This is a genomic window from Paenibacillus pasadenensis, assembly GCF_023715725.1.
Taxonomy (GTDB): domain Bacteria; phylum Bacillota; class Bacilli; order Paenibacillales; family Paenibacillaceae; genus Paenibacillus_O; species Paenibacillus_O pasadenensis_A.
On record NZ_JAMBOT010000010.1, the window covers coordinates 41,986 to 68,448 of the forward strand.

The window sequence follows — 26,463 nt, forward strand, 5'->3', positions numbered from 1 at the left end:
CTTTAAGGCGCGATGCCTTTGAAAAATAACTCGAAGCTCAGCGCCATCTGATGCGGCAGCCGATCATCCCCTAGTCCCTTGCCCCAGTAAAGCAAAACGCCGTCATAGGTTTGAACTGCCAGGTCAGCAATCATCCGAGCAGGGATGGAGGCGTTAATCTCGCCCCTTTGCTGAGCGGCGGCGATAATATCGGCCAGCATATCCTTGAAAGGCTCGTTTTTCGTCCTTTCCAGCTCCAGCAGCTTGCGGTTAGTCAGCGTCGATTGAATCAGCGCCAAAATGAGCGGGCGCTCCGGCGGGAGCTTGCGGCACATTTCCATCAGGAATTCGCGGACGAGCGGGATAATCGGCCCCGGATGCTCCACAAGCTTCGACAGCTCCTCCGTAGCGAGGGTGAGCTGAATGTCGCACAGCACCTCTTCCTTGCTTTCGAAATAATTGAAAAAGGTGCCCTTGGCAACGCCGGCATGATCGGTAATCTGATTGACCGTTGTTTCGGCGTAACCCTGCTGGGCAAACAGCTCCAGCGCGCAGCGGACGATGTTGTCGCGGGTCGCTTTTTTCTTCTCTTCACGGTTAATGGGAATCAACTCCAGACAAAATAAATTCCGGCAGAGGCAATTGAGTAATTATGACCATAAGTATAATATTTTAATGAACCAGTTTCAATGCTTATGAAAGGTTTAAAATTCCCCACAGATATATAAGATGTCATTTTAGATCAATTAAAAGTGACTTTTGGTCAAAATAAAACCTCCGCAGCTGGCCGGCCGCGGAGGGGGATTAATGGAGGATGCTTTTTGCCATCTCAATTAACTCTTCTTTCGTTTGCTCCAGATTTTTTTCTTCTGTCATACTGGATGAGAAAGTGTACTGCAAGTTTTTCTTATTATGCTCGACGATCACGGTTAAGTTTGGAACGCCATCTGGGATAAACAAGGCTTCCGTTCCCTCAATCTGGACGACTTCGGCAACGCTGCTGAGGCGGCTCGACATTATGGAACCGGTCGCTTCTTGAATGTTAACCGATACTCCTGGCAGAAACGGCGTTTTCCCCGAACGGTTATAAGAGTACCAGATGCTTGCGGCCTGCCTGGACTGCTGCATCCGCTCCACTACGTAACCTTGCTCTGACTGCTTCGCTGTACGGTAAAGACTTTCCAGTTCGGTGAATGCTATTGAATCGGACTCAAATGTAATGCGGCCTTCCGAGAACAGCTGTCCCGGCGGGGGGGGCGGAATTGGGAATTCCGTATCGGTAGCCTGCCTTAGCTGCTCTAAGCTAGAATAGACCGTATCCTTTTGAATGGGATAGATATAACGACTGATTTCATACGCCTCGGCTATGAGCAGGAAGGCCATCTCGCCAGGCTTGAGGCTCTGCCGGATAGCCTCCATTTTTCGCTGCCAAACCGATAATTCAATGATTTTTCTGGCTTTTTCGTCCTTTTTCATTTGCTCCTCAGGGGTTTGTGTCATTTCCAGCGTTGTCTCCCCGGTTTTGTCGCGCAGCAGCCAGCGTCCGTCCCAGGTTGCAGCCGAAGCGCCGGCAGCCAGAGCAAAACACAAACATATACTTGTTATAAAAGATACTTTTTTGTGAAGAAGCCTTCGACTTTGATATGGCTTGGACAACAGCTGCTGAACCTTCAGCTCACGATACGGAGACGGGGCGTCCAGCTTCAATGCTTGCTCAAATTCTTCATATGTATGAAATTTGATTCGCTTCATGAGTTTTCTCTCCTTCCGGTCTACAGGCCTGCTTGATTTTCCGCCTCGCACGTTCATATCTCTTTCGCACCGATCCCGGAGTGGCACGGACAATGGCGGCAATCTCCTCAAACGGGCGCTCGTCCACAATTCGCAATAGGAGGATAGATCGATCCAAAGGCTGAAGAAGAGAAAGCATCTGCTCTACCTGCAGCGACAGCTCTGACAGCACCGGTGTTTCCTCGGCAGGCAATTCGGCTTGGCAGAGCTCGTCCCGGTTAAAAGGGATGAAACGAAGCAGGCGCTTGCGGCGGATTAAATTTAGACAGTGATTATGGGCAAGCTTGTACAGCCAAGCGCGCGGGGAGTGCAGCGGCGGCCCCGTACCGTTTAAATGTTTTACGGCTTTCAGAAACACTTCCTGCGCCGCATCTTCGGCTTCCTGTCTGTGCCGGAGCATATGATAACAGTAGGTGAAAATCGGCTTATGCAGCTCATTGATTAGAGCTTGAAGGAAGTCCACCTTCCGAGCGTTGTTCAAGCGTATTCCCCCTAAATGGTTCGGTTATCTATGTAGACAATCAAAAGGAAACATTTGGGACATATGCGAAAATTATTTTTTAGAAAATGAACTCATAAATTCCATTTTAACAAAATCGCTATTGCGTTCATGATCAAGATAATTAATAACGATGAACCCCGACTGTCCTTTCAAAAAAATAAGGCCCAAAATGGGCCTATTTCGATCCCAAAGCTCCAACTTTTAAATAATTGGACCAAAAAGGGACTTATTTTAGGAGCAAACGGGAAAATCGCCTGAAATAAGGCCTTAAATGGTCTTATTCCGCCGAAATAGTGAAGTTCCCTCAAAATTAAGGCCAATAATGGCCTTCTTTGCCCTAAGTATGCAGGGAGAAGGCGGTTAAGCAGCGGCTAAAGCCAAAGGTCGAGCCCAGTGAAGCATCAACGGCGGTTGGAGGGCCGGCCTTTGGCTTGTGGCTCAGCTATATGAACGGATTAGAAGCAGGAGAACGAATCAATCCGCTGCAGATCGAGGCCGGAGAACATCCAGAAGAAGCCGTTCCAGCGGAAGCCGGATACAGAGGTGCGGCCGACAAAAACGGGATAAAACCAGAAGCCTGCGCCATTGCGCGGCCACACATACGTGTAGCGGAACAGGCATCCGGCGATAGCGCCGGGATCAACGGCAAATGCGCTAAGCGGCTTTGCCGGAATCGCTGCTGGCGGCGGAGAGGATGGCGGTTGCGGGCCGCCCCCAGGTCCGCCCGGACCTACCGGAGGTCCTCCCGGAATTCCCGGAGGCGGGAATCCGCCCGGGCCGCCGCCTGGGAAGCCGGGTATGCCGGGAGGCGGGAACCCGCCTGGACCGCCGCCCGGAATGCCAGGAATACCGGGAATGCCAGGAATGCCAGGGATTCCGCCGGGGAATCCTCCTGGAGGAGTAGGAAGGAAAGTCACATGGATCACTCCTTATCTAAGTTGAACAAAAATTACGATCAAGCTGCGGCTCATATCAGACGAGCGTGATGGCAAGCAGATCAAACAGCACGAGCGGCAAAATGGCGTTGCTGTACGGGTTCGGCGGGAAGGCGCGGTTATGGCCTTCGTGGGACAGCCGCAGGTAAACGATGCTCCGGTCGCAGAAGACGATATGGCCTTCATGGCAATCGCCGTCCATCGTTTCCACCTTCACGAGCTGATGCGCGTTCTGAGCGCACAGATGGCGCAGATGCTCCTTGACGGAATGTAGAGTGTGATGGGCTTGAGCTTCGCACTGATAAATAGGTGTCAGCGGCTGCTGAACGGGGTAAGCATAGGATGAGCTCATCAGAATGACCTCCGTTTCGTAAAAACTCGGGATATCCTATGCATGAGCCTAGAACGGGGTGACGCTGGCGGAATTTTTTCACGAATTCATGAAACCGATTGGTGAGCTTGGCGTATTACGTCGTAATTATCGCGCTTGATGCAACTGCATATCGGACTCCGAAGGGGAGTAGCTGCAACAATACAGTCGACAATCCGAGAGCTTCCGCTCTCCGGCTTTATTGGCAGTGCCGGACCGGCATTGTTGGCGAGACCTTTGGCCTTGAATGGGAGCTGGCTCCCGGCTGAGGCCAAGGGTCTTTTTTCTTGCCGAAGCGGCCGGTGCGATGACGTATACACGTATATAAGGACAAAAGAGGAGGATTCGCAGATGGATTTTGCATTACTGATGGAGTACGGCTGGGTGCTGATCGTCCTGATTGCACTGGAAGGTTTGCTCGCCGCTGACAATGCGCTCGTACTGGCAATCATGGTGAAACATTTGCCCGAGAACGAGCGGAAAAGAGCGCTGTTCTACGGCTTGGCAGGCGCGTTTGTATTCCGCTTAGCGTCGCTATTCATTATTTCGTTCCTGGTGGATGTATGGCAGGTGCAGGCGATCGGAGCGCTTTATCTTCTGTTTATCGCGATTAACCACATTTACCGGAAGGTCATCGTCAAGCGGGCGAAACAGAACGCCGAGCCGCATACGGGCGCCGAAGTCAAAAAAGCCGGCTTCTGGCCTACGGTTATCAAGGTTGAGCTGGCGGATATCGCTTTTGCCGTTGACTCCATCCTGGCTGCTGTAGCGCTGGCTGTAGCGCTTCCGCTCACCCCGCTGCCGCAAATCGGCGGCATGGACGGCGGACATTTTATCGTCATCTTCCTTGGCGGCTTCATCGGACTGCTCATTATGCGCTTCGCCGCCAACTATTTCGTGAAGCTGCTGGAGCAGCGCCCGTCGCTTGAGATTGCGGCATTTGTCATCGTCGGCTGGGTCGGCGTGAAGCTTGCCGTTTATACGCTCTCTCATCCGGCGCTTGCGGTTATCCCTTACGGATTCGCCAAGTCTCCGGCGTGGAAGCTGACGTTCTACGCCGTGCTCATCGGCATCGCCGTTTGCGGCTGGTTCATGTCCGGACGCAAAACGATGGAGCAGAAAAAAGCCGATCCGATCAAAGCGGAGTTTCCAGAGTAATAAACTCATAGATTTACAGTGGTCAAACACGGCCGGGGCATTAACGCCCCGGCCGTGTTTTTTTATTGGCAAAACCCTAAATTAACAGCCGATTTTCCGCGCCAAATCAACGTTTCTACGGATTTGCAACACATTAACAAATCTGCTTCTTTCCTGTCCGCCTCCGGTAAACCTATGATTGGCCTAAGCCGCGGAACTAACCGAAACAGCGAAAGGAAGTGGATGCCCATGAAGCGGCTGCCGCTATGGAAGGATCTCAGCCGTTACCGCCAAATGTATTTGTTGGCCCTGCCGATGGTCCTGTTCTACATCATTTTTGTATACGTGCCTATGTACGGAATCGTCATCGCGTTCAAAGATTATTCCGTCGTAAAAGGCATCAACGCAAGTCCATGGGTGGGCCTGGAGCATGTGAGAGCGGTATTCGACAATCCGTTTTTCCAGCGAGCCTTCATCAACACGCTGCTAATCAGTTTAGGAAAAATCATTTTTGGCTTCCCGGTGCCGGTACTGCTGGCGCTTCTGCTCAATGAACTGCGCTCCAGATGGTTTAAGGGAGTGTTCCAGAACGTCATGTTCATCCCTTATTTTCTCTCTTGGGTCGTATTTGCAGGCATTATCGAGAACCTGTTCAACGGCTCCGGTCTGATTAACGGCATTCGCGCCGGACAAGGGCTGGATGTTATATCCTTTCTGGCGGAGGGAGACTGGTTCCTCGGCATTCTATTCGTCAGCGACATCATCAAAGGGGCCGGATGGGAAACCGTCGTTTATCTGGCGGCGCTTACGAGCATTGATCCCCATTTGTATGAAGCCGCAGAGGCGGATGGAGCGAGCCGCTGGAAACAGACGATTCACATTACGCTGCCGGGCATTGCAAACACCGTAGTCATTTTGCTCATCCTGCGCGTCGGATACCTGATGTTCGCCGGCTTTGAGCAGGTGTTCTCGATGTACTCGCCAATCGTGTACGGCGTGGCCGACATTCTGGATACGTTTGTATACCGGATGGGCATCGAGCAGGGAGATTACAGCTTTGCGGCAGCAGCGGGCTTGTTCCAGGGCCTGATCGGTCTGATTATGCTGTTCGCCGTTAATAAAATTGCCAAGAAAACCGGCTCCGCCGGACTCTTTTAAACCGTATCGACACGGTCCGGAAAGGAGATCCCGACTATGATTAACCGCAGTCCCTGGTACAGCCAAACCGTCATTATCGCCCTTCTCGCGCTGTTCATGCTGATGATTCTGTTTCCGTTCTATTACGTAGTCACAATCTCCGTTATGCCGAACGAGAACTATGTGGCCAAAGCGTTTCACCTGTTTCCGAACGGATTCACGCTGGACTACTTCAAGCTGATTTTCAACGACAACCGTCTCGTTAACGCGCTCGGCGTCTCGGTGTTCGTCACGGTTGTCGGCACTTTCCTGAACGTTGTTGTCACCGGAGCAGGAGCGTACGTCATCGGTAAAACGTACCTGAGGCTGCATCGGGCGCTCAACGTGATGGTCATTATCCCGCTGCTGTTCGGCGGCGGTATTATTCCGCAATACCTGGTCATACGTGCGCTGCATTTGACGGACAGCATCTGGGGCCTCATCATCCCGTTTCTGTGTAACTCGTTTTACGTCATCCTGATGAAAAATTTCTTTACCTCGCTGCCTGTTGAGCTGGAGGAAGCGGCGTCAATTGACGGCGCTAAGGAAATCAAGATTTTCACGCGGATCATCGCGCCGTTGTCCAAGCCGATTATGGCCGTTATGACGTTGTTCTACGGCGTATTCCATTGGAACGAGTTTTTCTGGTCAGGCATTCTGGTCGCGCCGGACAAATACCCGATGATGGTGCTGCTCCGCCAGCTCATCCGGCGGGTCGATACGCAGATGCAGGTACAGCTGCCGGGACTGATCCCGATGTCGCTCACGTCCGCGATTATCATTGTCATGGTTGTGCCGATCATATTGATCTCGCCGTTCATCCAGCGCTTTTTCGTCAAGGGCATGGTTGTCGGAGCGGTCAAGGCATAAGGATCTGCCATCAACCCATGCGGCTTGCCGTCCTGCGGGCGGCAGACGCGTGTGATGGAAATAGATGAAGCCAATAAGCACACATTTTGAGGGGGAATTGAGAGATATGGCACAAGCATGGAGAAAAGCATCGATCGTATTAGCCTCTTCACTTCTCGTTCTGACCGCTGCCTGCAGCTCGAACTCCAATTCGGGAGCAACCAACAACACACCGGCAAGCCCGAGCGCAAGCACGGCGCCTTCTAACGAACCAGAAGCTCCGAAAGAGCCGGTAAAACTGAGCATCTACAGCTATGACCGTACGGACTACGGCAATGACCGGGTTGTGCAGGAGATTGAGAAGCAGACGAATACCGATCTGACGATACAGCCCGGCATTCCTTGGGATCCCGAGCAGCTTAACGTGATGACCGCTACGGGCAAATACCCGGACGTCATTACGATTATCGACAACGATACGTTTGACCGCACCGGACAATGGATCAAAAGCGGCATTCTCGCTCCGATCACGGACGAGATGCTGGAGCAGCTTCCAAACTTGAAAGCGCTGCTTACCCAGCCGGAGTTCGCCGATCTGAAGGTTGACGGCAAATACTATCTCATTCCAATGCGCGACGAGCCGCCGCTCGGCTCTGCGGGACAATTTATTTTCCAAATCCGCAAGGATTGGCTCGACAAGCTCAGTCTGCCGGTTCCAGCCACAACGGACGAGTTCATGAATACGCTGCTTAAATTCAAAACAGAGGACCCGGACGGCAACGGCAAAGCGGATTCGTACGGCCTGATTACGAACGGCCTCGACAAGCTGGTCGGCTACAGCGCAGGATTTTTCGGAATTCCGCATGACGAGCGCAGCACGGGCTTCCTGAAAGTCGGCGACGGCTATGAGTATTGGGCGGTCCAGCCGCAGGTGAAGGATACGCTTAAATGGGTCAAACAGCTGTATGACAACGGCTTGATCCATCCCGACACGCTGACGCAAACGAATATTACAAAAACACGTCCGGTGTTCGCAGAAGGCCGGATCGGCGTGACGGTCGAGAACATGAACTTTGACCAGCTCGTCAACCGCAACAACGCGCTGAAACAGAACGCGCCTGACGGCAACGTCATTCAGATGTCCGCGCTGAAAGGAACGGACGGAGCGTTTGGCTACTCTAAAGGCAACGGACACTGGGCGTACACGGCTATTTCCAGCCAGGCCAAAGACCCGCTGGCGGCCGCGAAGCTGCTCGACTTCCTCATTTCCGAAGAAGGAACGAAGCTTAGCACGGTCGGCATTGAGGGCGTTCACTACAAAATGGAAGGCGACAAGCTGGTCTGGAACGAAGAAGAGAAGAAGAAGGACCCGGGCTTCAACGTTAACACATCCGGTCAATTCCATGAGCTGAACTGGGGTCTGGTGCGCTGGTCGCCAATGATCAGCGACTTCTATATCAAAGCGTCGGAAACCGGAACGCCGGGCTACGGCAATCTGATCAAGGAAAACCTGGAGCGCGTGAACAAGTTCCTCATCGAGCCTGCATCCTATAATGCAATGAACGAGGAATGGTCCAAGTTCATCGGGACGGGCAAAACGCTGCAAAACGAGTTTTTCATCCAGGCTGTTACGGGCAAGGTTGATATCGATAAAGGGTTCGATAAATTTGTAACAGACTGGAAAGCATCCGGCGGCGAAGCAGCAATGAAAGCAATGAGCGACACGATTGCGGCAAGCCAATCCTAGCGCAGAGAAGAGAAGATAGAGATCCCGTCTATCTTCTCTTCCCTTTTCTGAGTTTTCGGATACAATGTGACTTAATACCATAAGGGGGGAGGAGTAATCGTGCAAAAGACTCAGCGTATTCTAGGTATACTTCTGGCCGGCGCAATTGGCCTTGCGGGCTGCAGCTCCTCCTCCTCAACTACGGACGGAGACAAAGCCGTACCGATCAGTATTTACAGCTTCGACCGGCAAAATTACGGCAATCAAAACGATCGCGTGCTGGATGCGATTGAGAAAGCAACCGGAACGCTAATATCGCTGCAAACTGGCGGCTGGGAGGACACCCAGCTTGATATTTTAATGGCGACGGGCAGTTATCCCGATGTGCTGACGATCGTGGACAATGAGAAAACCGGCCGCTTCAACAAATGGATCAAGGAAGAAAGCATTATTCCGTTTACCGACGAGCTGATTGAAGGTTTGCCCAATCTTCAGGCGCATCTCCAGGACCCCGCTTACGACGAGCTGCGCATAAACGGCGAGCTGTACGGCCTGCCGCTGCGCGACGAGCTGCCGCAGGGCAGCCCTGGCCAGCATGTGCTTATTTTGCGCCAGGACTGGCTGGATAAGCTTGGTCTGCCGACGCCGGATACGCTCCAGCAGTTCCGCGACACGCTCATTGCTTTTCGCGACCGGGATCCTGACGGCAACGGAGTTCATGATACGTACGGCATTATAGGCAATGGGCTGACCTCGCTTGTCCGCAATCTGATGGGCGCGTGGGGCATCCCGATCGACGCAAGGAGCACCGGATTTCTTCAGGTTGGCACCTCGTATCAGTATTGGGTCATCCAGCCCGAGGTGAAGGAAGCGATCAAATACGTCAAAGAGCTGTACGACCAGCAGCTGATTCAGCCGTTCACGCTGTCCGCAGCTACCAATGTGCAGGTACGGCCCCGTTTCGTTGAGGGCCGGGTTGGCGCTATGTTCGACAACGCTAATTTCGAGGAGCTGATCAAGAAGGAGGAACAGCTGAAGCGGAATTTCAAGGACGCCAGGCTGATGGAGGCTGCTGCTCTTGCCGGACCGAAAGGGAAACGGGGCTACAGCGTTGGTTCCGGCTTCTGGGGCTACACGGTTATTACCGATAAAGCCAAAGATCCTAAGGCAGCGGCTAGGCTGCTGGATTATTTGCTGTCGGACGAAGGCAATCGCCTGACGCTGTACGGGCTGCCGGATGTTCATTACAAGGAAGACGCCAACCGGGTTTCGCTGCGGCTGGACGAGCGCAAGAACGATATCGGCTTTGGTTCTCTGCATCCAGAGGCGGCTCACGAGCTCAATTGGGGGCTTGTCAGCTGGTCGCGCATGACGGAAAAGGATTATTTGAAATTCCGGGAGTCGAGCACGCCTGGTTTCACCAAGGTCGTACAAGACAATCTGGAGCGGATCAACCGCTATCGGATCGAACCGGCTTCCTATAATCTGGCGACACCGCTGTGGGTTTCGTTCAAGTCTACGTCCGACGAGCTGACCGAGGCTTATTTCGGAAAAATGATTATGGGCGAGTTGGACATTGAGGAAGGCTTCAGCAGGTTCGTCGACAAGTGGAAGGAATCCGGCGGAGCGGAAGCGATGAGCGAAATGAGCCAGGCGCTAGCAAAGTCGGCGAAGACGGGAGCACCGGAATAAAGGAGCGACGACCATGACCGCATTCAAGAGAAAGCTTTATGCCCGGTTGTCCCGAAGCCAGCTGCATGTTTATTTTGCGCTTGTTGTGCTGCTTGTCGTGACCATGATTGGTCTGCCGACCTATACGCTGTATACCAATATGCTGAAAGGCCAGATTGATACGATTCACAAATCGCTGATCGGGCAAGTTCTGTCCACCTACGACGGTCTGCTGCAGGAAATCGACCGGACCTCGGTCCGTCTGGCCGAAAATGCCGCCCTGAACCAGTTTGTTTTCCGGGAGCAGAATGAGCTGTTCGAGAGCGAGCAGGAATACCAGCTATATTTAAAGGAGCTGCACGGCATCATCGCCAACGAGGAGAAATTCTACTCCAACATTGGCGGCATCTATTTGTATATTCCAAAGTCAGGAAGCATCGTGACCAGCGATACCGTCATACCGCTTGGAGAATATCCGGACGGGGAATACGTCGCTTTTGTATCGGAGGGCCGTCAATCCACCTTCTGGAGCGACGTCCGAACGACTAAGGCCAGAATGATCAGCGGATATCCCTCGAAGGAAGAAGTGGTGACGCTATACCGCAATCTGAGCAATGACGGTCTGCATAACGACGCCATTTTGTTCATTGATGTCAGAATGAGTCTGTTCCGCCAAGCAAACAGCTGGAGCGAAAATAATTCGGCTGCGCTGATTATATCCACTCCGGACAACAAGCTGATTTTTTCGGAGACAGGAGAGGCCGAGGATCACGGAGCTCTGGTCACGAAGGCGATGGAGAACAAGCTGGACGCCAATCATTATTTCAAATCCACAGCGCAGTCTTCCTACAATGACTGGAGCTATTCCGTGCTTATGCCGAAGCAGCGGCTGTTTGCGCCGACTCAGTTTGTGGCGCGCGTCACTTTTTCGCTCTGCATCGCTGTGCTGATTGTCGGACTAGTCGTGTCTCTCTATTTCAGCCGCAGATTCCACCGTCCGCTGGAAGCGGCATTAGGCAAATGGAGAAATGCGGCCGCAGGAGGAAGCCCGGACAATGCGGATCAATCCGGCTCCTTGCAGGATGCCATCCAATATCTCGTGCAGTCCACCCAGTCTTACGCAAGTCTGCTGGAATCCAACCAGAACGCGATTCGCAGCTCGATGCTGTCCGGATTGCTGAAAAACAACGAATGGCCTGCCGATACGGGAATGGGCTTTCTTCCGGGGCGAGATGCGGCTTTTTTCCAGGTCATCACCTGTGTCCGCGACGAAAGCGAAGATTTGAGCGAGCAGGACAAAGGGCTGCTTCAGTTTGCCATCTACAATTTGTCTAAGGAATGGTTTGCGGCTGAGCTGCCCTCCTGCGGCTGCGAGCTCGTTTCCTTGGACGACTCCTCCATCTGCATTCTGCTGCACGGTCTCTTGGGCGATCCCGATCAGCCTTCCGAGGAGGAGGTCATGGAGCTGCTGGGCAGATTGCGGGAGCAGCTTCGTTCCTATCCGCATTTTGCATGGACGTTTGGCATCGGCAACCGTTATGCGGACGCCGACCTTGTATCCACCTCGTTCCGGGAATCTCAGCTTGCCGTTCAATACCGCGTATTCCGCGGCAAGGGCAGCCTGATTCCATTCGGAGAGCTGCTGACAGGAGACAATCCGGTTCAGACCCGCGCAGACGAATGGATCAAGTATAAAGACCGGATTTTGACCGGCATCCGCTCCCGCAATCAGGAGACGACGCGCCGGGCCGTGCTGGAGCTGTGCGAATGGATGGAACGTTCTCCGGGCGGCAGCCGCATCGGCGCTTCCTGGAACCGTACCGCCTGGCACCGGATTCACTATATGAGTTATTCCATCTTTAATGAAATGGAGAAGCTGCTGGTTGAGCTGAATGTGGAGCGGTCCTCCGTTTATCCCGGGGAGCAGCCTTTCGGAAAGCTGATTGAGACGAACCCGACCGTTGTGGAAATCCGCGCACTGCTGCTGGATGCCTGCGAACGGCTGATTCGCCATCTGGAGGAGATGCCGACCGCATCCAAATCCACTCTTGTTGTGTCCGTTGTCGAATTCATTCGCAGTGAGTTCAGCGACCAGCAGCTCAGTCTTGAGAGCACGGCTGGGAAGTTCGGCATGAACCCGAGTTACCTTGGCCAGCTCTTAAAAAGGGAGATGAACCGGACGTTCCTGCAGCTGCTGAGCGAGGTTCGGATTGAGCAGGCGAAGCGCTTGCTTGCCGATCCCGCCATTCAAATTCAGGATGTCGCTACTGGAGTCGGATACGGCAACAGATCGACCTTTATCCGTATATTCAAATCCCAGATTGGCATGACGCCATCGGAGTACCGTAACCGGATGCTGCTGGACAAGAAGGGAGAAATGGACGATCTTGAAGAAAACTGGATGGGATGAGCGGGCAATGCTCCCGCTCCTGCCTTCTCCGATGAACGCACGCCAGCTCGACGGAGTGTGGAGGCCGGGATTGGCTTGATGTGCGCGATGCCCCGCAGCTGGAGCTGCGGGGCTTTCATTTTGACCTGAAGAGCTCCGTACCCACTCTGGAATATTTAATGGAGACGGTAGATACATTTGAAGCACAAACGATACGAGTGGCTGTCGGAAGACGGGCTGCTCTCGCAGTTCTGCCCATCGGAGCCTGGCGCGCTGGCGCTTCTTTCTACATGAAAACACAAATATTGCCCAGGCAATGGAGTGGATCCGCGCTCGGCTGGACGCAAGGGAAGAAATATGCGACGCAAAGAGCCTATCAGCAGGCAGCGGTTCAAAAGCTGGAGGGCGCGGCGGAGCGAGCTTGGCCGGCATGCGGAGAGACAGCAGCTGTTGGCGCAGTATAAAATACAGTGCTCGCTCTGGAGAACGGTCTTCGGCAGAACGAATGGCGAATGTACGGGATAATTGTCGAACGGCGGATGAGCGCGATCACATTGCAAAACGCGACCAGGACAATCTTGATCAAGCGGCTAGGAAGGAGGCTGAGGAGCTTGTGATGAACAAACTCTTTGTATATATGAAACGTATCGACCACCTCAACCGGATGATGGTTGGGAAGCCTGTTCTATAATTTGTCTCACTATTCTGGATAAGTGTCAAAATCCTTAGTTCGCATTACAACCGTCTTGTACTGGTTCAAACGGAGTGCGATAGTGATGGGGAAGCCATTGCTTCAATCCATGACTGGGATGGTGGAACCGTGAAGAAGAGATGGAGGCATGCTTTACTAACCGTTTCTGCAGTGCTGCTTGCTACAGCTTCGTTGCAGGTCGTGCCTGCACCGAAGGCAGAAGCATTTGATTGGTACGGTCACAAAGGGGAAGGGACATTCAGAGAAGATTTTAACGGGACGGAGCTGGATTCGACAAAGTGGCTCATTGCCGCGAAACAATGGGGAGGCGACAATAACGGAGTAGTGCCTGAAAATGTGAAGCTGTCGAACGGCAAGCTCATTTTGGAGGCACATGGCGACAACTATACGGGAGATGTGCTCGGTTTAAAACGCGACGTTACAGCTCCAGGCGGAGTTAAGCTAGGCGGTAAAACTAGAGTGGGCGCAGCTATCGCATCTCGCGATTACATGGGCTCCGGCAAGTACACGATGCGCGCCAAAATTATCGGCAAGCTTGGTGTAGCGTCCACGATGTGGACGTTCAATTACCAGGAATACTATCCGGGAGATCCTGAATTCGATCGTGCGGTGAATGCGGGACTTGCATCTCCTACGGCGGACTACTACGCTTTTAACCATGAAATCGACATCGAGCTTCCGGGCCGTCCTGGACCGGCTCATACCGGACAGGCTTTCAACAAAGCGCTGTTCAACACCTTCACAGGCGAAAATGACGGCGAGTATCAAACGACTTACGGCAATCTGCCCGTCAACGTAGCGGACGGACAGTTCCATGATTACAGCTTTGAATGGCATACCGGCAGCCCGACGGAAGCGCGTCGCGTCGATTTTTATATCGACAATGTCAAAGTAGCGACGAATTACAACTTTGTCCCAACTAATGCGGGCCGTCTGTGGCTGGGCGCATGGTTCCCTAACACATGGGCTGGCGGACCGCCAAGCTTCGATGTGGAGCAAATGGAAGTTGACTGGTTCGAGTTCACGCCTTACAACGAGCCGGGCGACACCTGGATGCCGGAGACGTTCCCGGACGACGGCTGGGAGTCGATGGACTTCCGTCCGATGACCGCAGGTGAAATCAACCAGCGCAAACCGTCTGCAAACGGCATTTGGCGCGATGATTTCAACGGCACAACGCTTGATCCGGGTGACTGGCTTGTCGCTAAGAAGAACTGGGGCGGTCAGCTCGGCAACGGCCAGACCGGCCAGAGCTACAACGGCGGCGTACATCCCGACAACGTGAAGCTGGACGGCCAAGGCAATCTGATTTTGGAAGCGCACGGCAACTACTACAATGGACTTCCGCTTGGCATTAACCGCACCGGGGCGCCGCGCAAGGACGGCAAACGGGTTGGCGCCGCAATTGCGACGAACCGTTATTTCGGCTCAGGCGAGTATGAGGTCAGAATGAAGGTTCCAAACATCAACAACGGCTCGGCGCATGGCGCGGTACCGGCGGTTTGGACGTTCCATTACCAAGAATTCGACGAAGGCTCACCGGAATACATTGCGAATAACGGATCCGGCGATTATTGGGCAAGCAATCACGAAATCGATATCGAGCTCCCGGGCCGTCCGGGTCCGGCTCACACCGGCATGTCGTTTGATAAAGCGCTGTTCAACACTTGGCAGGGCGAGCGGGAGACGCCGCAGGAGTACCATGCCAACTTCACGGACCTTGGCGAAAACGTAGCGATTACGGATGGCGGATGGCATACGTTTAAGTTCGTTTGGGAGACGGGAGATACGGCGCGCGGCATCCAGCCTAGCGTTAAATTCTATCTCGACGGCGATCTGAAATGGACGGCAACCGGCGCGCATTATGTGCCAAACAAACCAGGCCGTCTGTGGCTGGGCTACTGGTTCCCGCGCAACTGGGCAGGAACGCCTAATTTCTCTACCTCTCAGCTGCTGATTGACTATGTAAGCATCAAGCCTTATGCAACGGGCGGCGCTGTTGTGCAGTCCGAGTCTTACCCAATGGACGGCTTTGCGGCATGGGAAGAGTATCCGGGATACGGCAACGCTCCATCGTCAACGCCGGCTCCTACACCAACGCCAATTCCTTCTGCAACCCCGACGCCTACAGCAACACCAACACCAACACCAACACCGTCGGCAACGCCTACACCAACACCGACAGCTACGCCAACGCCAACCCCGGCGCCAAATCTTCTCGTTAATGGGAATTTTGCCTCGGCTATGAGCGGATGGACGCAAACCGGCGGCAGCGTAAGCGTCACGGGCGGCGAGATGGTGCTTGCATCCAACTCGGCTACATCCAGAGCGGAGCAGACCGTCACGGTCATTCCGGGACGCACGTACCGACTGACGGGCAGTTTGAAAAATTCAAATGCGGCATCGTGGTCGTATCTCGGCGTTGTCGGAACAACGACAAACGTAACGAACAGCCAAGGCACGACGAATAAGGAAGCCGGTTCAAACAGCACCTCCTACACGTCGGCTTGGGTTCAGTTTACGGCAAGCACCAGCTCCGTTACCGTTTACACTTCGTACTATAAAGACCAGCCGGGCAACGGTTATGCCGACAATCTGACCTTGGTCGAAATTCCATAATCGATTAATCAAAAGCCGGACGCACCTGCGTCTGGCTTTTTTTAGTCTCAAATCACTCACTCAAGAAAACCGCGATTCTGACAGGTCATTCGGTGTATATTCATGAATTTATATAAATAAATATTAGAAATTTCTTAGCAATAATTAGAAAACTCTTAAAATTTACATATTCCTATCGGAAAAGTGATACCATCCTTGCGTCACATCATGAGAACAATACTAACACGGAGGATGGTCAACAAGATGATGATTGAACTTAGCAATGCCACAGGCAAAGTGAAAAAAGTCAAAGTTGGTTTCAGCTGGACAACCTTGATTTTTGGGTTTTTCCCGGCACTGTTCAGAAGAGATTGGAAATGGGCTGGCGTTATTTTTATTTTGATTGTATTGGCATCTACTCCGACTGCTGGAACCGGATGGGTTTTTGTGCATGCGGTATTTGCTTTTATCTACAACAAAATCTACATAACGAACCTGCTTAAAAGCGGCTATTACCCTGTGGATTCCCAATCCAAGACGATTTTGGAAGAGAAGGGCATGTTAGCGGCATAAACATAACATGGAAAAAGCATGACCAAATCGGTCATGCTTTTTTATATGTCAAAAAATTGTATAAATTTAGATGAAAGCCTCAAAAAATTCATGCTGGATGACGAAAAATGATACTAAGGCCCTATTCAAGCGAGAATGGGGTAGACATAATGGAGGGGATATAAATGCACGTTCAACTCATTAATGCAGCAGGCGCAGTAAAAGATGTGAAGGTCGGTTTTAGCTGGACAACGTTTTTCTTTGGGTTTTTCCCGGCATTGTTCAGAGGGGATCTAAAGTGGGCCGTCATTATGTTTATCGCATGCGCAGCAGTAGGATTTTTCACTCTAGGTATTGGCGCATGGGTTCCGGCTATTATTTTCTCGTTCATCTACAATCAGATGTACATTAAAGAACTGATGGAAAAGGGATATTACCCGGCTAACGAATATGCTCAGCATCAGCTGCAAGCAAAAGGAATTATTGCGGCTGTTAGATAGAACGTTATTTTATTGGGAATATAATATGAACTCCAACTGCCGTACGCATTATGCGTCCGGTATTTTTTTGTTTAATTAAGGTTAACGGCAAAATGAAACCGAGGCGAGGCGGTCAACGTTTAAGTGAAGGACTGGGAATTGGCTGACCCGATAGATGAAGGGGGAAACGATTTGTTTTTGACACTCAATGGAATCTCGAAGAAATTTGACAGCAAACAGGTGCTTAACGGCGCTTCTTATCAATTTGAACAAGGGAAGATTTACGGCCTGCTCGGACGGAACGGAGCGGGGAAAACGACGCTGTTCAACTGCCTGAGCGGCGAAATGGGGATGGATCGCGGCAGCGCTATTCTGGAGCAGGATGGACAGGTTCGGGAATTGAAGGAATCGGATATCGGGTACGTCTATTCGATGCCGATTTTGCCGGAGTTTTTAACCGGATACGAGTTCATTCAATTTTTCCTGGAAGCCAACCCCGAGCTGAAGGGGAGCGGGGAGGACATCAATGCCTGGTTCGACCGCATGAGAATGAGCCAGGAGGACCGCCACCGGTTAATTAAAGGTTACTCGCACGGGATGAAGAACAAGCTGCAAATGCTGCTGTTTCTCATTGCGAAGCCGTCGGTTATTTTGCTGGATGAACCGTTAACTTCCTTTGATGTCGTTGTAGCGCTGGAGATGAAAAATATGCTGCGCGAGATGAAAAGGGATCATATCCTGATTTTTTCCACGCATATTTTGCAGCTGGCGACCGATCTGTGCGACGAACTGGTTGTCCTCAACAAGGGAGAGCTGTCCTCCGTGCCTTCGGATTTGCTGCATAGCCCGGAGTTCGAAAGCTCCGTCATTGAGCTTTTAAAGGATGAGCCGCATGGTTAATACGTATCGGCTGCTGCTGCTCATCCAGGTATCTTCCTTTATGAATCGCCTCGTTTATTATATCCGCAGGCTGCCTGGAATCGGCCGTCTGGTGCCGGAATCATTTTATGCTCGTAATGGGCTGAAAAGGGCTATGTCCGTCGTAGTGTTTATTCTCGGCGTGCTCTGGGCTGTTGCGAACAAGTTCATTTACCTTATTCTTATGATTTACGGACCGCTTCTCCTGATGGCCGGTCGTTTTCCGCCGGAGGATCGGCTGCTGCTGTTTTTGAACCTGCTGCTGCCGCTCAGCTTCTTGACCGCGTTCATCTGGAACGCAAGAGTGATGGAGCCGAAACGAGATAAATACGTAGCGGTCAGACTGATGCGAATCCGGCCGGACCAGTATATGAAGGCGACGCTCAGCTACCGGTATCTGCTCTTTTTTGTATCTTTTTTTATCGCTCTTGCCGTGATGATGCCTCTGCTCGGAGGCTCGCTGCTTGACGCCTTCATGCTCGCTTTATGCGTAACGATGTGGCGAGTTATTGGGGAATGGGCTCACTTGAAGCTGTTTCAGCTTACCGGTATTGTGCTGATTAAAAACCAAGCGGTCGTCTGGCTGAGCATCTTTGCCGGAGCTGCAGCCGCATATGGACCTGCACTGCTTGGAAAAGCTCCGGGTTATGGGCAAATCCTGCTCATGGAGCCGGTCGTCATCTGCGTTGCCGTATTAGGAGCGGCTTCAGCCTACGCGCTGCTCCGGTACAAAGACTACCCGGCCGCCGTTGAGGCAGCGACCAAACGGGATGACCCGCTGCTCAACCTGGGCAAAATGATGTCCGATGCCAAAAGGGCGGATGTAGAAACAAAGGAGAGCGATTTTGACGGCGGGCTGGACCATGCGGGCGGCGGAAAAGCTTCCCGGAAGCAAGGTCACGCTTTCCTGAACGAGCTGTTTTTCTCCCGGCATCGGCGGCTTATTCGCAAACCTTTAGTAACGAGGCTGGCGGCGATTGGCTCCATTGGCGTTTTGGCCTGCGTGCTCCTAAAGGTTGTTGATCTGCTGCCCGAGGGATTTTCGTTCGCTTCCGCTGCGCCATACTTGCCGTTTGCCCTCTATTCGCTGACAGTTGGCGAGCGGCTCTGCCGAGCCATGTTTTACAACTGCGATCTGCCGCTGATGCGGTACAGCTTTTACCGGGAAGCTAGCCCTAAGCATTACCGTATTCGGCTGCTGCGTCTTTCCGGCATGAATCTGCTGTCGGGCGCGGCGGTGGCCGCCGCTCTCACGCTGGCAGCCATTGCGGGCGGTGAGCCGCTTCCTGGCGCGGAGCTGCTGTTGGTATGGGCGCTCATTTTGACGCTATCACTGCTGTTCTCGGTGCATCATCTATCCATGTATTATCTGTTCCAGCCGTACACGCCGGAGATGGATTCCAAAAATCCGCTGTTTTTTATCTCCAATATGGTTTTATCCGGTGCTTGCGGGGCTACGTTCGTGCTTCGCCCCGAGCTGCCTCAGCTAGCGGCCGGAGCAGCGGTCCTGCTCGTTGTTTATTTGGCAGCGGCCATGGTGCTGATTCAACGCATCGGACCGCGAACGTTCCGTGTTAAATAAATAGGATTACTGAGCATTGCCGTTCCGGCAATGCTTTTTTTGACGCAATAGTTTGCCGGCCGGGAAAAACAGCAGGCGCTTTTGAATTTGACAGTGTAACAGAAGCGTAGTATGATCTTTCTAATTTGTTAGTAAACTAGTAAATTACTAAATAAAAAGGTGGGTGTACGGAGATGGAAATGAAAATCCCGACAACCTTGAAGCATAAACCCGTCATCGTGTCGGAAAATTACGGGCAGGTGGACGGGCGTTACGCGCCGGATTCCGATGCCAAAGGGCTGTCGCTCGGACTGGCTCAGTGGAATGATCGAGGCAAAGTTGATATTTCCGCTAAAGTATGGCGTCATACCGGCGGCAAATGGTCGAGGCAGTCCGAGGAGCTGCCGCTGCACCGGGTGCTGGACCTGGCGATATTGGTGACGAGCAGCATGGTTCATTTTCGCGAATCGTACCGGCATGAAGATCTCTATGATCCTGAGAATCCGGTGTTGGACCGGATCGGCCTGCAGGGAGATGCCATGACGGTGGCGGTATGCACGGACAATGAACGGATTAAGGAAGATATCCGGTTGTTCAGCCAAGCTTTGAGCGACGACGGCGAGCTGATCGGCGAGCGTTTGCGGACATTATCCGGTCTGCTAAAGGAAATGGGTTATTGAGGCTGAAACGGAAAAAAGGCGCTGGGATCTCCCAACGCCTTTTTGTTCTGCCTACAGACCTGACGAGGCTCGCTGCAGCAGAGGCTCCAGCAAGCTGTCGTCCACCTTCTGCGCGGCGGTCAGCTTAATCGTTTTGCGCTCGGGCGGCCCGTCAAATGATTGAGGCCACTCCACGCCTGACGCGTTAAAAATCGTAAAGCTGACGGCGCTTTTGGCGACGCTGATCACAGCGGCATAACTGCCGTTTTTCAGAAAATGAGGCTTCTTGTACTGCATTCTCTCCTGCGTGTCAGGAATGACGCGGTACACCAGCTCTCGAAGCGAGGAAGCCGTCTCTACTTTCCAACCCTCGTCCAACTGCTCGATATAAGCGGTAACTTCCGGATTCAAGGCAATCCCTCCTAATGTAGATGTTTAATCGTTCGCGGTTGGCGCGTAGATTCCCTTTAAATGGATTAGCCTAGAGTAAGCTTCCGGCTCATGACCTGCTTCTCCTGCGACATGATTTTAAGTCCTAGCTGCTCATTCCACTTGCCAAGCGGCAAATAGATTTCGTTTTTATAATGAAGGGCTTCAACTTTTAAAAGATCCACAACAGCCGATTTGTTCGTGCGGGTTAAAATGATTTTCTGCGAAGCCGGCTTGTACTTGATTTGAAAAGCCTTCGCGAAGTCGCTCAAGGGCACGTAATAAGCGTTATTGTACCGGAATGAAGGCTGGTTTTTATAACGCACCAGCGTGTTTTTGTGCTGTATGGCCACAGGCTCGCCCAGATAGAGCATGGAAGAGCGGTCGAAAAGATCGTATTGAACAGAGGATTTATCTTCATGCTCCGAGGTTAAGGACGGGTCGGAGAAGCTTTTTTTCAAGACGATATTTCGGTAAAACGATGGAAATTTGTCTTTCCAAATCGAAGCCTGATGCACGAGAAGTACCTCGTTGTTCTGCCATTCGACACGTGTAAACCCAATATCCTTATCCGACGAAAGCCGATCGACGAGACGGAACGTAGATGTGTCGTAAACAGATACTGAGTAGGCATTATCCAGCTCACTCATTCTGGCACTAATCGCTACGTAACGACGGTCCGGTGAAATAACCACGGAAGGACGATGGACTCCCTTCAAGAGCTGAAACGGCGAATTGGAACCCATTTGTCCGGACACGGACCACATCTTGCTTCCCTCTCCTGCTATGGGATTTTTTACGATAAGACTGGATTTTCCTCCGTGAAACGGAGTTTTTTGAGAAGCTTTATTGTCGATATTTTTCGTGACTCGCACGGGTTCCTTGAGCTCAACACCAGGCCCTGCCCGGTAACAATCGGTGAAGCTAGGGAATTTTTTGCAGTACACGGCGTATTCATTTGGCATTTTAGGCGTGAATGAAGACTCAAACTCACCCGAAATAAAATAGTTTGGGCTTATGAGTACCCCGTCAGTACTGTCTCCTGGCTTAATTTTCTCTGCTGTGAACAGCGAGTAAAAATCCACTTGGCCCGGATCATCGTGAGTTGCTGCTGTATACATATCTAGATAGGGATATAAATCAATCGGGGCTGCATCCCAGACGGAACGAGTAACCTTTCGAAGTTTGTTCGTGGTGTTATCAAACTCGTAAAGGGTAACTCCCTCTGTTTCGTCGCCAAGCTGATAGGCCGTGTCATACGATTTTAATCCGCGAGAGGTAAGCCCAGTTACGGCAAACATATGATCATCTTCAAATAAGTCACCATCCGCAGGATCAAGCAGCAGGGAAGGATCGTTAAACCGGTAAGTATCAACTTTGCTTATGCCCGTATCAAAGCTGACGGTGTATTTTTTTACGATTATTTCTGTTAAATCCATGCTTGGACGAATTTCCACCTTCGTCCTAAGCCGCTCCGAAGGCTGCGCGGCGGAGGAAAAATGAACTGGCGGCACAAAAAATAGAAGCGCCAGCATGAAGCATAATACTGTTTTGAGCTTATTCATACGTAAGGGACACTCTCCTTGGTTTCGATTACATGTTACTGTATCGGCCGTAGAGACGCCGCAATGAACGGGTATTGGAACCTGTGCGGATCAATGTATTTCATACAGATTAAGAGATTTGCTTCTTTACGCTCCTATTTACGAAATCTAAACTATTCGTATTCCAATATCAGAATTATTAGAATATTGGGAAATTCAGGGTTGAAGGGAGAGAATCGATAGCACTTTTTGTGTTGGATACCGATGTCGTCATGTTCAAACTGAAGGGGAGGAATAATCGTGAACCATTCATTTCAGCGTCGGAAATGGAGTACTCTGAAGCCCGCCCTAGTGAAAACTGCGCTGTCAGCGGCTCTTGCGCTATCAGCGGTCGCTCCGGTCGTTTCAGCGGAGGGGCCATCGTCAATGCCGCCTCTACAAGTTTTACCCTCCACAGGCAGCAATATGGTGTTAAACGGCGGTTTTGAGCAAGGAGGCATCAACCATTGGATCGGCTCGTATGATCCGGCTAATTTGCTAACGGCCCCGGAATTCGGGGCAAGCTTCGGGTACAACGGAACAGGCGGCGTGCGGCTGAATACCGGTCCCGATACGACGTCGCGGCTTATTCAACAATTAGGAGGGAGTTACACGGCCCATTCCGCCGGTACGGGAGAGCTTGCCCTTGCGCCGAATAAAACGTATTTGTTGAAAGCGAAGATGAAAACAACGGGCGGCGTGAGCGGGACGTTGACGTTTGAAACGGTGAGGCTGTTCGACACCCGTGAAACAGTCATTTCCGTAACTCCCGCTACCGTCACGTCCTCCGCTTGGCAGAACGTCACGGCAATTATCCAGACAGGCAATCAATATGCGGCAGGTAAAATTATGGTGGAGGCTTATAAAGGAACGACGGCCGGGCAGGTATATATCGATGATATTGAGCTGATCGCGGCGGGCGGCGAGTTTTTGGCCACTCCGACTGGCGTGCCTGCCTCTAATCCCGGCGTGCTTTTTGACGACTTTGGCGGCACAACGCTCGATCAGAGCAAATGGCTGATGCCGTCCAAAGCCTGGGGAGGCCCCAACAACGGGGTTGTGCCGGAAAACCTGTCCATCGTTCCAAGCGTGGCGGGCGATTCCGGCAGCGGCTATTTGGTCATGGAGGCCCATGGAGACCTTTACAACGGACCGGTAACCGGCACAAATCTGTACGGCGTATACGACGCAGTTGCCGGAAAACAGATTGATCCCAACAAGCGGGTTGGCAGTGCATTGGCGACCCGGGACTACTACGCATCCGGCAGTTATGAGGTTCGGGCTAAAATCGCACCCGATTTAGGAGCGGTCACTGCCTTTTGGACGTTCCACTATGTCGAGGACGAGTCGCTGCCGGGCGGCAAAATCCGCAACACGGAAATTGACTGGGAATTTCCGACTGGCGCCAACGACGGCTCGGTTCCTTTAAGCCAGGACGTTGCAACATTCGACCGGGCGCGGCTTAACACCTGGGGCGGCTATGTGCCGGGAGAAGGGGCGCATCATCCGGGCCGTGTTGTGCTGCCTAAAAACGCACAGGGTCAAAATCACGTTCAGGACGGCAAATTCCATAAGTATCGTTTTGACTGGTACAGCACAGGCAAAAACGGCGATAACATTCCGCGTGTGGAGTGGTATCTGGATGACCAGCTAGTGTATGTCGAGCAATTTGATCCAAGCGATACGCAAAATAATATCGGTTACCGCGCAGCCCGCTATTGGCTGGGAGTGTGGTTCCCGGCTCAGAGCACCAACCCGCTGGCGACAGGCGAGACGGGCTGGGGCGGCACTCCTAATTTCTCCGTATCTAAGGCTTACATCGACTGGGTCAGAATTACGCCGTTTACGAATCAGCCGAACGACAGCTATGAGCGTGAATCAACGCCGAATTTCGGCTTTGCCCTGCCGCACCGGGCGCCGGGCTGGAACGGGGGCGGGGGAGGCGGCACCGACACTCAAGCGCCAGCAGCGCCAACGCAGCTGCAATCGCCAGCCAAAACATCTGCCAGCGTGTCGTTGAACTGGAATGCTTCTACAGATAACGTTGGCGTGACGGGCTACGAAATCGCCTTTGGAGGCAATGTGGTCCAGTCCGCCGGAACATCTGCAACAATTACCGGTCTTTCACCAGGCACGGCGTATACGTTCACCGTCAAAGCCAAAGATGCCGCAGGCAATCTATCAGCTGCAAGCGCGCCGCTCACCGTGACGACCCTTACCGGCGGCTCGGCGAACCTGCTGCAGAACGGGGATTTCAGCTTCGCTCTCGTATCAAACTCCGCTCAAGGGTGGAAGAGTGTCGGTACGGGGGGAGCCAGCACGACAGGCGGCGTTTTGCAGCTGATCCCAAGCGCAATCGATACGGCAGAGGCGGAGCAGGTCGTGAGCGTTACCCCGGGGCAGTCCTATAAACTAACCGCCAGCCTCTCCACATCGGGGATTTATGGATATATCCGCGTTTTCAGCGGATCCCAGATGCTGGCTGAGGATTTCACAACGAGCAGCAAAACGAGCAGTCAAACCTTCACGGCCGCCGGCAGCTCATTACGGATCGTAATACACGCCTATAAACAGCAAGCCGGCACATTTACCGTTGATAACACTGTGTTGACCGTTAACTAACCTAAGCATAAAGAAGAGGCAGGCCGAGAGGCCTGCCTCTTGATATAGATTTAAAGCCCTATCGTATTTACAGGAGCAGAATTGATTATTTTTAGCATTAAAAAGTGGTAACTTGTGGTATCCTAGAGCTACTATTAACCTGCCTTAACAGGGGGACAATGTCTTTAGAAGAATACAGGAGAATGTTATGAAAGAAACGCGCCTTGAGAATTGGAAGCGCTCATGCCTTGAAGCGGGAATGGACCCGCACTCCATACCGGAATATAACGAGCGGTTTACCCCGGAGCAGTTGGATGCTCAGCTGGAGCGATACGGAGAATTGATGAGTGTATGCCGCTCCTTTACCAAGGAATTCCTTTCGTCGTTGCCGGAAAATCCGATGCTGGTCGCGATTAATGACAGCAAGGGGTACATTCTAGGCTTTTTTGGCAATGAAGCGATGAAAAACATGCTGCAGCAGGTCGGTATCGTGCCGGGCGTCCGCTTTTCGAATACGATTGGTCCCAATGCGGTCGCGCTTTGCCTGGAGACAAGAGAGCCGGTTCTGTTGAGCGGCGAGGACCATTACCACATTATGCTGCATGGCAGCGCCTGTTATACGGCTCCGCTGTTCCCCCATAATGAGGACGGGCCATGGGCAACGCTCAGCTTCATGATGCTGGCGGAAAGCTCGCATCCGCAGCTTATGGCGCTGCTCCGTTCCATGGCCGCCTCGATGGAGCGCGAGCTGGAACTACGGCGGCAAAACAGCCACCAGCGGATTCTGACCCAGGCGCTGCTGCAAACGCCCTATTACGGGGTTATGTTGACGGATCATAACGGCAGAATCATCTCCATGAACCAACCGCTGCTGAAGCTGTTGCGTATGAACAAAGAGGCATTGGGAGAGCTCTGCGGCGAACTTCCGTTAATCGGAGCTCCTATCCGAGATATGCTTGCAGGTGGCGGACGTCCTTTATTGGGCGTTGAGCTGGCTGAGGAGCGGGAAGAGGGCCAGCATCACTTTCTGCTGGACATGCTGCCGATAACCGACAAAGAGGGCGGCATGCTATTTGCCGTCGCTATTATGCGTGACATGACGGATGCCCGGCGGGCGGACGAGATTTTGCACGGAGCGGAGAAGCTGGTTTTGGCCGGACAGCTTGCCGTTGGCATTGCGCATGAAATCCGTAATCCGCTCACCGTCGTCCGGGGGATGCTGCAATTCACCTCGACCAGAATTAAAAAAGAGCATTACGAGTTAATTATGGGCGAGTTGGACCGGATTAATTTAATTGTAGGCGACTTTATGGGCTTGGGCAGAAGCCAACCTCCGAGCATGCAGCTTGAGAATGTGAACGAGCTGGTGGAAGAAACACTGCAGGTTGTGGAGTTTCAATGTCGTTTGGACGGAATCGGACTTATACGGGAATACGAGCATTGCGGCATGATCCGCTGCGACCGCAATAAGTTTAAGCAAGTGCTGCTCAACATTCTCCGTAATGCGACGGACGCTATGCCGGAAGGCGGCCGCATTACCGTTCGTATCTCCGTCAAGGAGGGCTGGCAGCTAATTGAGTTCTCGGATACGGGAGCCGGCATGACGCCAGCCCAGATTGCACGAATCGGCGAACCTTTCCGAACCAACAAAAAAGGGGGAAGCGGTCTCGGTCTAACCATCGTCAAGCGCATTATGGACGCACACGACGGCCGCCTGTCCTTTAACAGCGAATCTGGAAAAGGCACAAAGGTGACACTGGAATTCCCCCTGCATACCGAAAATAACGCATAACGAACAGCAGCCGCCCGGAAGAGTTTCTTCGGGGCGGCTGTTTTTTTACATGCA

Annotated in this window: 22 protein-coding genes; 15 read left to right on the forward strand and 7 right to left on the reverse strand. The window is 52.4% G+C overall.

Annotation, left to right across the window (positions count from 1 at the left end; all coding sequences use genetic code 11):
• Positions 1–2 precede the first annotated feature (2 nt).
• From M3223_RS19175 to M3223_RS19195, 5 genes are all read right to left on the reverse strand, one after another.
• Positions 3–590 carry a TetR/AcrR family transcriptional regulator gene (locus tag M3223_RS19175; protein ID WP_251564563.1) on the reverse strand — a complete coding sequence of 196 codons (588 nt, stop codon included), beginning with the start codon at positions 588–590 and terminating at the stop codon, positions 3–5.
• A 193-nt stretch (positions 591–783) separates the two neighbouring features.
• Positions 784–1,731: a hypothetical protein gene (locus M3223_RS19180; protein WP_251564566.1), complete on the reverse strand. Its 948-nt coding sequence runs from the start codon at positions 1,729–1,731 to the stop codon at positions 784–786.
• A complete protein-coding gene (locus tag M3223_RS19185) occupies positions 1,703–2,251 on the reverse strand; it encodes an RNA polymerase sigma factor (RefSeq protein WP_251564568.1) in 549 nt (182 codons plus the stop codon). The genes M3223_RS19180 and M3223_RS19185 overlap by 29 nt, the downstream gene beginning before the upstream one ends.
• 476 nt (positions 2,252–2,727) lie before the next feature.
• Positions 2,728–3,189: a collagen-like protein gene (locus tag M3223_RS19190; protein WP_251564570.1), complete on the reverse strand. Its 462-nt coding sequence runs from the start codon at positions 3,187–3,189 to the stop codon at positions 2,728–2,730.
• 55 nt (positions 3,190–3,244) lie between these two features.
• The gene (locus M3223_RS19195; RefSeq protein WP_251564572.1) at positions 3,245–3,559 is read right to left on the reverse strand and encodes a hypothetical protein; all 315 of its coding nucleotides are present in this window, start codon (positions 3,557–3,559) and stop codon (positions 3,245–3,247) included.
• 369 nt (positions 3,560–3,928) lie between these two features.
• Between M3223_RS19195 and M3223_RS19200 the strand changes: the two genes are divergently transcribed.
• The 13 genes from M3223_RS19200 to M3223_RS19260 all read left to right on the forward strand — a co-directional run bounded on the left by M3223_RS19200 (position 3,929) and on the right by M3223_RS19260 (position 20,025).
• Positions 3,929–4,735 (forward strand): TerC family protein, encoded by an 807-nt coding sequence (locus tag M3223_RS19200; protein ID WP_251564573.1) that lies wholly within the window; start codon positions 3,929–3,931, stop codon positions 4,733–4,735.
• A 228-nt stretch (positions 4,736–4,963) separates the two neighbouring features.
• A complete protein-coding gene (locus M3223_RS19205; protein WP_251564575.1) occupies positions 4,964–5,872 on the forward strand; it encodes an ABC transporter permease in 909 nt (302 codons plus the stop codon).
• A gap of 36 nt (positions 5,873–5,908) precedes the next feature.
• Positions 5,909–6,760, forward strand: a complete 852-nt coding sequence (locus M3223_RS19210; protein WP_251564577.1) for a carbohydrate ABC transporter permease — start codon at positions 5,909–5,911, stop codon at positions 6,758–6,760.
• Positions 6,761–6,866: 106 nt separating this feature from the next.
• Positions 6,867–8,486, forward strand: a complete 1,620-nt coding sequence (locus M3223_RS19215; protein WP_251564579.1) for an extracellular solute-binding protein — start codon at positions 6,867–6,869, stop codon at positions 8,484–8,486.
• Between the two features lie 99 nt (positions 8,487–8,585).
• Complete coding sequence (locus M3223_RS19220; protein WP_251564582.1) at positions 8,586–10,157, forward strand: extracellular solute-binding protein; 1,572 nt, start codon at positions 8,586–8,588, stop codon at positions 10,155–10,157.
• A gap of 13 nt (positions 10,158–10,170) precedes the next feature.
• Positions 10,171–12,546 carry a helix-turn-helix domain-containing protein gene (locus tag M3223_RS19225; protein WP_251564584.1) on the forward strand — a complete coding sequence of 792 codons (2,376 nt, stop codon included), beginning with the start codon at positions 10,171–10,173 and terminating at the stop codon, positions 12,544–12,546.
• A gap of 80 nt (positions 12,547–12,626) precedes the next feature.
• Positions 12,627–12,989: a hypothetical protein gene (locus M3223_RS19230; protein WP_251564585.1), complete on the forward strand. Its 363-nt coding sequence runs from the start codon at positions 12,627–12,629 to the stop codon at positions 12,987–12,989.
• A 356-nt stretch (positions 12,990–13,345) separates the two neighbouring features.
• Entirely contained in the window at positions 13,346–15,856 is a 2,511-nt protein-coding gene (locus M3223_RS19235) for a glycoside hydrolase family 16 protein (protein ID WP_251564587.1), read from the forward strand.
• Between the two features lie 243 nt (positions 15,857–16,099).
• Positions 16,100–16,408 carry a hypothetical protein gene (locus tag M3223_RS19240; protein WP_251564589.1) on the forward strand — a complete coding sequence of 103 codons (309 nt, stop codon included), beginning with the start codon at positions 16,100–16,102 and terminating at the stop codon, positions 16,406–16,408.
• 164 nt (positions 16,409–16,572) lie between these two features.
• Positions 16,573–16,887, forward strand: a complete 315-nt coding sequence (locus tag M3223_RS19245) for a DUF2628 domain-containing protein (protein ID WP_251564591.1) — start codon at positions 16,573–16,575, stop codon at positions 16,885–16,887.
• Between the two features lie 171 nt (positions 16,888–17,058).
• Positions 17,059–17,766 (forward strand): ABC transporter ATP-binding protein, encoded by a 708-nt coding sequence (locus tag M3223_RS19250; RefSeq protein WP_251564593.1) that lies wholly within the window; start codon positions 17,059–17,061, stop codon positions 17,764–17,766.
• Positions 17,759–19,366, forward strand: a complete 1,608-nt coding sequence (locus M3223_RS19255; protein WP_251564595.1) for a hypothetical protein — start codon at positions 17,759–17,761, stop codon at positions 19,364–19,366. Before M3223_RS19250 ends, M3223_RS19255 begins: the two co-directional genes overlap by 8 nt.
• Before the next feature lie 179 nt (positions 19,367–19,545).
• A complete protein-coding gene (locus M3223_RS19260) occupies positions 19,546–20,025 on the forward strand; it encodes a DUF6530 family protein (protein ID WP_251564697.1) in 480 nt (159 codons plus the stop codon).
• Between the two features lie 51 nt (positions 20,026–20,076).
• Here the strand turns inward: M3223_RS19260 and M3223_RS19265 are convergent, their stop codons facing one another.
• Both M3223_RS19265 and M3223_RS19270 read right to left on the reverse strand, forming a co-directional pair.
• Positions 20,077–20,415: a DUF1801 domain-containing protein gene (locus M3223_RS19265; RefSeq protein WP_251564597.1), complete on the reverse strand. Its 339-nt coding sequence runs from the start codon at positions 20,413–20,415 to the stop codon at positions 20,077–20,079.
• Positions 20,416–20,480: 65 nt separating this feature from the next.
• Positions 20,481–21,998 carry a hypothetical protein gene (locus tag M3223_RS19270; RefSeq protein ID WP_251564599.1) on the reverse strand — a complete coding sequence of 506 codons (1,518 nt, stop codon included), beginning with the start codon at positions 21,996–21,998 and terminating at the stop codon, positions 20,481–20,483.
• 405 nt (positions 21,999–22,403) lie between these two features.
• Between M3223_RS19270 and M3223_RS19275 the strand changes: the two genes are divergently transcribed.
• The gene (locus M3223_RS19275) at positions 22,404–24,638 is read left to right on the forward strand and encodes a fibronectin type III domain-containing protein (RefSeq protein WP_251564600.1); all 2,235 of its coding nucleotides are present in this window, start codon (positions 22,404–22,406) and stop codon (positions 24,636–24,638) included.
• Positions 24,639–24,825: 187 nt separating this feature from the next.
• Positions 24,826–26,409, forward strand: coding sequence for an ATP-binding protein (locus M3223_RS19280; protein ID WP_251564602.1), 1,584 nt, complete (start codon positions 24,826–24,828; stop codon positions 26,407–26,409).
• The last annotated feature ends 54 nt before the right edge of the window (positions 26,410–26,463 follow it).

Coding starts and splice junctions, on each gene's coding strand:
- M3223_RS19180 (WP_251564566.1), bottom strand. CDS start 1,731: ATGAAGCGAATCAAATTTCATACATATGAAGAATTTGAGCAAGCATTG.
- M3223_RS19195 (WP_251564572.1), bottom strand. CDS start 3,559: ATGAGCTCATCCTATGCTTACCCCGTTCAGCAGCCGCTGACACCTATT.
- M3223_RS19200 (WP_251564573.1), top strand. CDS start 3,929: ATGGATTTTGCATTACTGATGGAGTACGGCTGGGTGCTGATCGTCCTG.
- M3223_RS19205 (WP_251564575.1), top strand. CDS start 4,964: ATGAAGCGGCTGCCGCTATGGAAGGATCTCAGCCGTTACCGCCAAATG.
- M3223_RS19210 (WP_251564577.1), top strand. CDS start 5,909: ATGATTAACCGCAGTCCCTGGTACAGCCAAACCGTCATTATCGCCCTT.
- M3223_RS19215 (WP_251564579.1), top strand. CDS start 6,867: ATGGCACAAGCATGGAGAAAAGCATCGATCGTATTAGCCTCTTCACTT.
- M3223_RS19225 (WP_251564584.1), top strand. CDS start 10,171: ATGACCGCATTCAAGAGAAAGCTTTATGCCCGGTTGTCCCGAAGCCAG.
- M3223_RS19240 (WP_251564589.1), top strand. CDS start 16,100: ATGATGATTGAACTTAGCAATGCCACAGGCAAAGTGAAAAAAGTCAAA.
- M3223_RS19245 (WP_251564591.1), top strand. CDS start 16,573: ATGCACGTTCAACTCATTAATGCAGCAGGCGCAGTAAAAGATGTGAAG.
- M3223_RS19255 (WP_251564595.1), top strand. CDS start 17,759: ATGGTTAATACGTATCGGCTGCTGCTGCTCATCCAGGTATCTTCCTTT.
- M3223_RS19260 (WP_251564697.1), top strand. CDS start 19,546: ATGAAAATCCCGACAACCTTGAAGCATAAACCCGTCATCGTGTCGGAA.
- M3223_RS19270 (WP_251564599.1), bottom strand. CDS start 21,998: ATGAATAAGCTCAAAACAGTATTATGCTTCATGCTGGCGCTTCTATTT.
- M3223_RS19275 (WP_251564600.1), top strand. CDS start 22,404: ATGCCGCCTCTACAAGTTTTACCCTCCACAGGCAGCAATATGGTGTTA.
- M3223_RS19280 (WP_251564602.1), top strand. CDS start 24,826: ATGAAAGAAACGCGCCTTGAGAATTGGAAGCGCTCATGCCTTGAAGCG.